9 protein-coding genes and 2 pseudogenes are annotated in these 9,376 nt (G+C 38.1%); 7 read left to right on the top strand and 4 right to left on the bottom strand.

The window, feature by feature from the left end; translation table 11 throughout:
* Positions 1-397: 397 nt before the first annotated feature.
* Positions 398-814, bottom strand: a complete 417-nt coding sequence (locus L692_RS33955) for a recombinase zinc beta ribbon domain-containing protein (RefSeq protein ID WP_025696838.1) — start codon at positions 812-814, stop codon at positions 398-400.
* 336 nt (positions 815-1,150) lie between these two features.
* Here L692_RS33955 and L692_RS0102305 point away from each other — a divergent pair, with 336 nt between their 5' ends.
* The 6 genes and pseudogenes from L692_RS0102305 to L692_RS0102270 all read left to right on the top strand — a co-directional run.
* Complete coding sequence (locus L692_RS0102305) at positions 1,151-2,419, top strand: DNA methyltransferase (RefSeq protein ID WP_025696836.1); 1,269 nt, start codon at positions 1,151-1,153, stop codon at positions 2,417-2,419.
* Positions 2,420-2,435: 16 nt separating this feature from the next.
* The gene (locus L692_RS0102300; protein WP_036721511.1) at positions 2,436-3,239 is read left to right on the top strand and encodes a hypothetical protein; all 804 of its coding nucleotides are present in this window, start codon (positions 2,436-2,438) and stop codon (positions 3,237-3,239) included.
* Positions 3,240-3,309: 70 nt separating this feature from the next.
* The gene (locus L692_RS0102295) at positions 3,310-3,972 is read left to right on the top strand and encodes a DNA-3-methyladenine glycosylase family protein (protein ID WP_025696833.1); all 663 of its coding nucleotides are present in this window, start codon (positions 3,310-3,312) and stop codon (positions 3,970-3,972) included.
* Positions 3,973-4,643: 671 nt separating this feature from the next.
* A complete protein-coding gene (locus tag L692_RS0102280) occupies positions 4,644-5,606 on the top strand; it encodes a helix-turn-helix transcriptional regulator (protein ID WP_025696831.1) in 963 nt (320 codons plus the stop codon).
* 114 nt (positions 5,607-5,720) lie between these two features.
* Complete coding sequence (locus tag L692_RS0102275; protein ID WP_025696829.1) at positions 5,721-6,347, top strand: type 1 glutamine amidotransferase family protein; 627 nt, start codon at positions 5,721-5,723, stop codon at positions 6,345-6,347.
* Between the two features lie 153 nt (positions 6,348-6,500).
* Positions 6,501-6,773 (top strand): annotated as a pseudogene (locus L692_RS0102270) (transposase); the annotation flags it as partial.
* A gap of 112 nt (positions 6,774-6,885) precedes the next feature.
* Here L692_RS0102270 and L692_RS0102265 read toward each other — a convergent pair.
* The gene (locus L692_RS0102265; RefSeq protein ID WP_025696826.1) at positions 6,886-7,224 is read right to left on the bottom strand and encodes a hypothetical protein; all 339 of its coding nucleotides are present in this window, start codon (positions 7,222-7,224) and stop codon (positions 6,886-6,888) included.
* 345 nt (positions 7,225-7,569) lie between these two features.
* On the opposite strand from L692_RS0102265, the pseudogene L692_RS30990 reads away from it, so the two are divergent.
* Positions 7,570-7,968: pseudogene (locus L692_RS30990) on the top strand (IS4 family transposase); the annotation flags it as partial.
* An 84-nt stretch (positions 7,969-8,052) separates the two neighbouring features.
* On the opposite strand, the gene L692_RS0102250 reads toward L692_RS30990, so the two are convergent.
* Both L692_RS0102250 and L692_RS33385 read right to left on the bottom strand, forming a co-directional pair.
* Positions 8,053-8,517 carry an SMI1/KNR4 family protein gene (locus L692_RS0102250; RefSeq protein WP_025696822.1) on the bottom strand — a complete coding sequence of 155 codons (465 nt, stop codon included), beginning with the start codon at positions 8,515-8,517 and terminating at the stop codon, positions 8,053-8,055.
* Positions 8,518-8,529: 12 nt separating this feature from the next.
* Positions 8,530-9,376, bottom strand: an 847-nt coding sequence (locus L692_RS33385; protein WP_025696820.1) for a deaminase domain-containing protein, incomplete at its 5' end; no start/stop codon positions are given.

The following is a 9,376-nucleotide window of genomic DNA, read 5'->3' as shown; positions in this document are numbered from 1 at the left end:
TGCGTATTATGGATGGAATGGAGGGGCGAGCCTAAATAGGCTACGCCCCTTTCTTTAATGGGTTTTGGAAGTTATAACTGATTTCGATTGAACCGTCTTTATGAACTTCCACACGGTTAATCATTTTGTGAATCATATCCCTCAGGATTTCCTCGTTGCTTACTTCTAACGCGGCGAACTTCATTAACTCCGCTTTAAACGCTGTTACTCGTGATTCTGTATCGTGTTCGTGGGCGATTTCAGTTTGAAGCCGAGCCGTTCTTTCCTCTAATGACTGACGTTCGTTCTTGACCGCCCCACAGCAAGCGTTGAACATCTCCTTATCAATATCTTCGCTCGTCCATTTCCTCGTAAGCTGAACAAGTTCTTTATCCAGTTTGCTAATTTCATGCTGTACCTATTCAAGTTCCTTAACGGCACTATTTTTCTTAATTCCTGCTCGTTGGATTGTTACGTCAACTAACGATTGCATGTTAAGTGAGTTATCAATCAGGTCTTTCAGATTGGCTAGTACAACTTGTTTTAGAGCGTCATGTTTGATGATATGTGAGGAACACTTTTTTGAAGTGTTCTTTTGATAGGTCGAACAGACGTATGACTGACGGTCATTCTTGAAGTTCATTCCTGCTCCACAGTCTGCACAGAAAGCAACCCTCGCGAATAACGATTTGCGCCCCCTGCCCCTGAACACTCGAGTAGCCCTTTGTTTTATTTTCTCCTGAACGGCTTCAAACTGTTCGCAATTAATGAGAGGTTCATGTGTGTTGGGAATGACTATCCATTCACTTTCGTCAATATAGGCAGAGCCACCCAAGCGAGGGCGGCTCTTTATTGTGTGTAGAAGGCAAGTTAGGCTTTAAATTAGACCAAATTCATAACTTATCCTCATGTAACAAGAAGTTTTTGAATGATGTACCCTACTAATAAATTGAATTGATTTTCAGCAGAGACCTACCCCCTGCCGAATGAATTGCTTTTTGTTGCCGCAGCAGAGTTTACCCTCATTCGCTCCGTACCAAATTTTTCTGAAATGGTGTTGTACGCACATTTTATGATAAAAAACTGGTAAGTTCAAAATAAAGCATAATATGGTACACTGGTATAGCAAATAATTAATATTCAACTAAGTTAGTTATAGGGAAGGATTTTTATGTCGTATACAAAACAAAATAAAAACGGGATAGAACTAAATAGGCTTTATGAAGAAGACTTCCCCGTTCATGAATGGTACAGATTTGTTCTGTCATATCCGCCCCATTTAGTCAGGAACTATTTGGTTGATTTTGGAATGAATCAAACACACACTGTATTAGACCCTTTTTGTGGAACGGGAACAACAATTGTTGAATGTAAAAAGTCTGGGATTAAATCAATAGGTATTGAAGCTAACCAAATTGCCCATCTTGCTTCAAAAGTAAAAACGAACTGGTCTATTAACGAAGATAGGTTGCTTGACTTATCTAGAACCGTCGCTGAGGAAGCAGAACGCACAATACAAAATTATAATTCAGAATATAAAACACTAACAGAATCACAAGAAAAGCTTATTATTAGTAATTCAATTAGTCAAATCCCGTTACACAAAACACTCATATTGTTAGAGATAATTCTTAGATACAAAGATAAAGAACTTACAGACCATCTTTTAATTTCACTTGCTAAACAAATAGTTTTTTCATATAGCAATCTTAAGTTTGGTCCGGAAGTCGGGGTAAGTCGAATAAAAAAGACTGACGCTGACGTAGTTGGTTTATGGTTTGAACAAATTGAGACTATGGTACGGGATATTAAACAATTTAAAGAACTATCCGCGATAAAATCCGAGGTAATTCTTGGAGACGCAAGAAATATTAATGCGCTTATACCAAAAGAATCAGTTGATGCAATTATTACTTCACCGCCATATCCAAATGAAAAGGATTATACTAGGACAACTAGACTAGAATCAGTAATCCTAGGTTTTATTAAAGAGAAAAGCGATTTGCGACGCAATAAAGAACGGCTCTTGCGGTCAAATACAAGAAATGTCTATGTTAGCGATAATGATGAAATATGGGTTGAAAATAATGAATTGGTCAAAAATGTAAGTCAGATGATTGAGGACAAAAGAATTGAACTAGGAAAAACATCAGGTTTTGAGAAGTATTATCACCGTGTGGTAGAATTATATTTTGGTGGTATTGCCAAGCATCTTGAATCAATGAAAACTATTCTTAGGCCGGGTGCAAGATTAGCATATGTAGTGGGTGACCAAGCATCTTATTTCAGAGTGTTGATTAAAACTGGTGAAATAATTGCAGATATTGCAAACTCACTAGGTTACCAAGTAGATAGAATTGATTTATTTAGGACTAGGCTCTCAACAGTAACAAAAGAACAGCTTCGTGAAGAAGTAGTAGTACTAACTTGGAAGGGATAAGGAGGGGCTGAGCGGTTTGGATGAGGAAAAGTCAGAGAACAGGTATTCGGCTATAGTTGATTATATTTTTCAAGAGAAATATAGTGAAGGTATGGAGAGGGTGGAATTTAAACGTTCAGAATTTGAAACGACCGCTGAAATACTTGGTATAAAGCTACCGAAAAATTTAGGGGATGTAATATATTCGTTTAAATTCAGAACCGCTCTTCCAATGAGTATTATAAATAAAGCACCCGTTGGAAAGGAATGGGTGATAAAGAATATTGGTAGAGGAGAGTATGCTTTTGTGGCGACAAGAGTAGCAAGGATTTTACCTGATACTATGTTATTAAGCGTAAAAGTTCCAGATGCTACACCGGGTATCGTACAAAAATTCGCACTATCAGATGAACAAGCGTTATTAACAAAAGTTAGATATAATAGGTTATTAGATATTTTTACAGGCGTTACATGTTACTCATTACAAAACCACTTAAGAACGACTGTTCCGGGGATTGGGCAAGTTGAAACAGATGAGATTTATGTAGGTATTGATAAGCAAGGGAAACAATATGTTTTTCCTGTTCAGGCAAAAGGTGGTAATGATGAGCTTGGTGTTGTTCAAATTGAACAGGATATATTGCTTTGCCGTCACAAATACCCTGATTTGATTTGCAGAGCGATTGCTACACAGTTTATTAACGGCAATTTGATAGCTATGTTTGAGTTTGTTCTGGATGGAGATGAAGTGAAAAAAGTTACGGAAAAACACTATGAGTTGGTATCGCCAGATAACATTAGCATCGAAGAAATTAGAAAATATAATGAACTACCAGATTAAAGCTGAAAAATTAAGGCTAACCAAAGCGGGAGGCCTTTTTTTCTTATAAATTTGTTTGAGGGCGAAACTTATGGATAATATAATTTCATTAACAATCACGGATGATATTATTATTGAACTCAGTAAGAAAGATGACAGAATAAATAAGTTAATATCTTTAGTAGGATGCTTAAATATAGCGATACGTGAGAATCGATTTGAAGCACTTGTACGGTCAATTATCGGTCAACAAATATCCATAAGTTCTGCAAGAACGATTTATTCAAAAATGCAGGTGCTTTGTGGAAAAATTAGACCCGAATCCCTTTATATTGTTTCTAGTGAAGAATTACGAAAGGCAGGTGTTTCAAAGCCTAAGATTTCATTTATAAAAGATTTGTCTGAGAAAGTCTTATCAGGAGAAATGGATTTAAATAGTTTAGATGATTATTCATCTGATGAGATAATCATTATTTTGACAAAAGTAAAAGGTATTGGTGTGTGGACTGCTCAGATGTTTTTAATTTTTTCATTAGGTAGGTTGGATATAGTTGCTCTAGGGGATTCAGGTCTTCAACGTGCATGCAAATGGCTTTATTATGATGAAGGAAATAAAGATGGTATTAATATTTTGGCAGATAAAGCAAAACATTGGCATCCGTATGGCACAGTAGCTTCCTTATACCTTTGGGAAGCAATAAATAAGGGTTATGTTGACAAATTTAACTCGATTAATGAATGTATCAGAACTTAACTAGTTTAGGTATTGACGTTCCACTGCTGAATTATCAACATTGATTGCCGGAACTTTCGATTTTGATTGACGATTACGACTGACAGGAACAGTCTGACCTTGATTCGGTAAACTTTATTCATTTACTCTTCCTGTTGAGCTTTATAAAGAATAGGGACAAGTGTATGTGAATGAGGCAGAGAAGTGGTTTCTGTAGAACGACTTATATAGGAGGAACTAGCACTCCCTTTTGCAAAGAATATCATGGAACACTTAAAGGTTAATGATAAACAGATAGAATTTCAATCAATTACTTTTATGGATGAATGTTGCAAATTTAATAATCAAGCTATTACTAAGAAGAATTTAAGTGCTTTTGTAATGATATATAACAATTTGGTTGATTTATCCAAAGTCAAAGCGAGTTTGGAGGGGATTGTAAAGCGGTTTATTAATGTCTAGGATATAATTTTTTTCTAGTATAAGTTTCCTAGTATTACTTAAGCCATAGCTTGTCTATTTTACGCAACCCACACATGTGGACTGTGTGGTAAGGATATATCGGGAAGATGTGTTGGAGAAGCTAGTTTAAACAAGTTGAAAGGCTGAAAGATTGAAGAATAAAGGGATGCAGGCGATTCGCAAAGCTAATAATTTATTGCGATCCTTAATAAAAGATGAGGGTTCATGTTATGCCAAAAAACGATAATATGCTGGCAATTCTATGGATGCTGAATTCGGGCGTAAAAATGACTGCAAAACAAATATCCGAAAAGTTAGAGATAAATATAAGGACAGTTTACCGGTATATTGATGCACTATGTGCCAGTGGAGTGCCTATAATATCCGATACAGGTCATAATGGAGGGTATAGCTTGCTGAATAATTTTATCAGAGCACCTCTGCTATTTGATATTGAAGAAAAAAAGGCACTCCTTCATGCTGCTGTTTTTGCAAAAGAAGCCGGATACCCTTTGAGCGAGGCATTAGGCAATGCGACATCAAAATTGAAAATGTATTCGAATCAGGAGCAGGAAAGTATACTTAGCTGTCATTTAGCCGGGTTTGAAGTTATAAACCGCATGGGAGGCCCTTTTATTCAGCCGGTATTGGCGGAATTGGAACAGGCAGTAGCAAACGAATTCTCTGTAGAAATTGATTATCGCACAAGCCATGAAGAACAACCCAAGAATAGGGTGATAGACCCCTATGGAATGGTTTACTGGAACAATAAATGGTATACTGTTGCATTTTGCCACCTAAGGAATGAGATCCGCACCTTTCGGGCAGACCGGATTCTACAAATCAAGCGTACTCAAATCATATTTAAGCGTCCCGAAGCCTTTTCGCCCCGTGAATTTTTTATGCAAAATCTGTTACCTGATTTAGTGGGTAAGGACGGGTTAATTTCTTTAATTATCGGAGGCAGGTCAGATGCATTGGATGACTTATGCCTGCATTGGTTTTTGGGGCATCATTTGAAAGAGCGGACATCAAATCAAGCAATCTTTTTACTTGAGGAAAAATCAATTCATACATATGTCCCTTATTTTCTCCTATCCTACGGGAAATCCATTCAAGTAATCGAACCACAGAGTTTGAAAGAAAAACTTGTTGCTGTTGCGTCGGAGTTAATAGAATATTATCAACTTTAATAGCTTCACTGACAGCAGATGTCAGTGAAGCTATTTTATTATAATGATAATCATTGATTACCGGTGAATGGTTGGTATCACTTGATGAATTGTAAAACTAAGGAGAACTTGCAAATGAATAATACGGTATATCTTTATGTGTTTGACACAATGTCAGACTGGGAAATAGGTTACTTAACTGCCGAACTGAACTCGGGAAGATATTATAAAAAAGGGCTGGCCCCATCAAAAATAGTTACCGTGGGAATTGAAAAAACTCCTGTGACTACAATGGGCGGACTTACAATACTGCCTGATATCAAACTGGATGAGTGCAGTATTGAAAGCACAGATACATTGATTTTACCCGGTGGAGATACATGGACAGAAACCATTCACCAACCCATTTTAAAAATCGCCCAGAAGTGTTTAAAGGAAGGTGTATTGGTTGCAGCGATTTGTGGTGCTACAATGGCACTTGCCCAGACAGGATTGCTGAATTCACGTCTGCATACAAGCAATGATCTGGAATACCTTAAAATGATCTGTCCCACTTACACGGGCGAAAAGTATTACAAAATGGAGTCTGCTGTAACTGATGGAAAACTGATCACTGCATCTGGAATAGCTCCGTTAGAATTTTCTGTACACGTCTTGAGAGCCCTGGGTGTGTTTTCTTCAAAAACATTAGATGCCTGGTATAGTCTTAATAAGTCTCATGAATCCAAATATTTCTATGAATTGATGATTTCAATCCAATGAAGGTCTGAGCATAAAATAGATGTGAATACAGGCACATCTTAGGTAATTTTACCGTCAGCACTCATCCCACGTTGAATGCGTGGTGTCAGTACATTGAATCAATAAATAAAGGGGACTCCGCGCCGGTAGCTTGCAGCACCGTTGCGGCGACTTCATTGGGAGGAGCTCGCGACCTTTTTCAAGTATCCGCCGGAGATTCGAAAGCTCATTTACACGACCAATATGATTGAGAGCTATCACCGGCAGCTTCGTAAAGTAACGAAGGGAAAGAGCATTTTCCCAACGGACGAAGCCCTGCTCAAAATGCTCTACCTCGCGACGATGGATGTCACCTGAAAATGGACCGGCCGCGTCCAAAACTGGGGGCAGATGCTGCTACAGCTCTCCGTCTTCTTCCCGGATCGGGTCGGCGACCACTTGCGGTAGAAACGTAAAATCCCCCCTCGGGGGGATTCTATTGAAATAAGTTTACACAAAAATCTTGACAGACCCGTAGCCTTCATCACAACACTTTCAATGGAAAATATATCACATTATATTATGAATACCACTCATCTTTAGAAAATTTCTCATCATCTTCACCAGGATTCAAATTATTTACATCTATGAATCTTTTTATTTCTGATCTAACTAACGCCTGATCCTTACTCTCAATTACAAACCCCCTATAATTATTCCACTTCATATTAACCTCTAAATCTATATCCAGCTCCCGACACCATTCAATAAAATCATACATGATCATTGTAAAACAAACATTGAATTCATGAATCGAAACCCAAATGCCCATTCTTCCATCTCCAAAATCCTGTTGGCGTAATTTTAAATCTCCACTTAAGAACCACTTAATATTTTGATGTTGTTTCTCTTCAAACATTAATTTGAATCCTCCTATTGTTTATATAATCCTGTAAGCACATCCATTGCTGGATTGCATTCTGTCAGAATTACGTTGTTCTACCTTCATTCTAGCAATATCTTCAATTGACATTCCTTCGCTTTGAAGTTTAGCAACTTCATTCTCAAGTTTTATTTTCCTTTTCTCCATATTTTGTATATATTCCATTCTCTTAGTTCTTGCAGAAGTAACTTGCTTTGGATCAGTCCAATCTATCCCAAACTTATCTAATGGAGATCCTTTTTTTGGGGAATATCCGTAAACCGCATCTGAATTGGCTTCAATTTCTTTTGCTTCGGCTGCTGAGCCATGTGGTGCTCATAACTGGCTTGCCAGGTGTTTCAGGAACTGGGCGTCCTGAAACACCTAAGACAGGCGGGATTTCGCAAGGATTTCGGATACTCCTGCGCGTCGTTGTTTCAACTTGTGTTTGTTCTATTTTTCACCAGAAAAACGGGTTTCGCTTGCTGGAAAGCGCAAGACGTGAATCGCTCCCCGGAAAAGACGCCGTTTACCGTTTTCCGAATCACAGCGGCTATGCCTGGCAGAGATTTCTGTCCGCGCTTAGCAGCGATACCGTGCAGCGCGTGGCCAAGTTGACCTCGAACCAGCGCCGTGTTCATTGTGGATGATTCCATGTTCGAACGAAACCGCAGTAAGGCCGTAGCACTCCTGGCCCGCTTCAAGGATCATGCTTCCGGTGCGTACTACAGCTGCGTTAGAAACGCAAAATCCCCCCTCGGGGGGGATTCATTGAAGTTTACACAGAAATCTTGACAGACCCATAGTAATCCGCAGATACTTCTTTTAATCTTTCTTTTGGAAAATAGACTTATCTCTCATATACCTGCGCTGTAAAAATTCTGTATAAGTATCAGTAATTTTATAGAAACCATCTTTCTTCTTACCTTCCGAATAAAAATATACAGGAGGATTCTCACCTTCATCTAGTTTAAAGAAACAAAACATACACCCTTGACTCATCCAAAATACAAAATCCTTAGAGGTAAGCTTCAATGGAACATTATTTTCTTCTAGTAATTCCGCTCCCCATTCATTTAATTCCAATAATTCGTCAATATAACAAGATTCTCCGCGTAAAAAAGTATGCTCTGTTCCTCCTCCCATTACTTCAAGAAATTCAATGTATGCTTCAGGAAGTTTTTTATTTCCTATCAACTTCTTCACTTCATTCAATTCGTCCTTAGTACACGGAATCATAGGAATTTTATCATTGTGAAGTTGGGTAACAAGTTCATTTAAATATTTCATTATTATTCTCCTTTATTTTGGAATTACTTCAACACGAACTACCTCGACATTTGGAAATTCCTTCTGGAATTGATCAACCAAATCAATACAATTGTCACAATATGGTCTTTCAGAAATAATTTCAACTTTCCCCTTAACATCAGCCTTATCTTTATACTTGAGCCTTAAATATTCTACAATTTTTTGTTCAGTATGACTTGTGAATTCACTAATGGGGCCTTCATAATGATAATCCTCTGGTTGTGGGGGCTTAAAATTGCCTTTATTAAAGTAATCATTGTCTGTAAACTCTCCACTAACACTTTCTAAATCTATTTCATCACCATCTATTTTTCCTTTTACCGCCGCAACATTCCTTTTCTTTCCGGCAGTATATTTTTTCCTTAGGGAGTCAACAAGTTCTCTATCTGATTGTGTAGATTCTCTAAAAGATCTTCTAACACCATCACCCGTCCCCTCAACCTCTTTCACCGGCTTCAAAGCTTGGGATGATTCTGCTTTTTTGATTTTAGGGACTGTGTTTTTCAATACCGGCTTCGGCTTGAAGAATGAACCGGTTCCCTCTATAAACCCTACTGTACCAATGATATTCGACCAATGCTCGGGTGACCAGGCGTCCTCAGGAACCATGGCTTCTCGAAGGGTTCCATGTAATCCGAAAGTTAACCAATTGGCTGTGTCGTTTGGTGAATCAAATGCCTTATTCGCTCTTTCCACATAACTTAGATACATCCCTTTAGGGATGCCTAACGACACGTAATTCAAAAATTCGCCAACCGAATCGAATTTTTTTTGATTCCTTTCTTCTGCGGCATAATAAAATCCTTTTGCTAATTGAATCAGGCTGTCTGCGGATTTC

The organism is Paenibacillus forsythiae T98, assembly GCF_000520735.1.
GTDB lineage: Bacteria > Bacillota > Bacilli > Paenibacillales > Paenibacillaceae > Paenibacillus_AQ > Paenibacillus_AQ forsythiae.
The sequence above is the reverse complement of the archived record's forward strand: the minus strand, read 5'-3'. Positions and strand labels throughout refer to the sequence as shown.

Coding starts and splice junctions, on each gene's coding strand:
- L692_RS0102275 (WP_025696829.1), top strand. CDS start 5,721: ATGAATAATACGGTATATCTTTATGTGTTTGACACAATGTCAGACTGG.
- L692_RS0102250 (WP_025696822.1), bottom strand. CDS start 8,517: ATGAAATATTTAAATGAACTTGTTACCCAACTTCACAATGATAAAATT.
- L692_RS0102280 (WP_025696831.1), top strand. CDS start 4,644: ATGCCAAAAAACGATAATATGCTGGCAATTCTATGGATGCTGAATTCG.
- L692_RS0102295 (WP_025696833.1), top strand. CDS start 3,310: ATGGATAATATAATTTCATTAACAATCACGGATGATATTATTATTGAA.
- L692_RS0102305 (WP_025696836.1), top strand. CDS start 1,151: ATGTCGTATACAAAACAAAATAAAAACGGGATAGAACTAAATAGGCTT.
- L692_RS0102265 (WP_025696826.1), bottom strand. CDS start 7,224: ATGTTTGAAGAGAAACAACATCAAAATATTAAGTGGTTCTTAAGTGGA.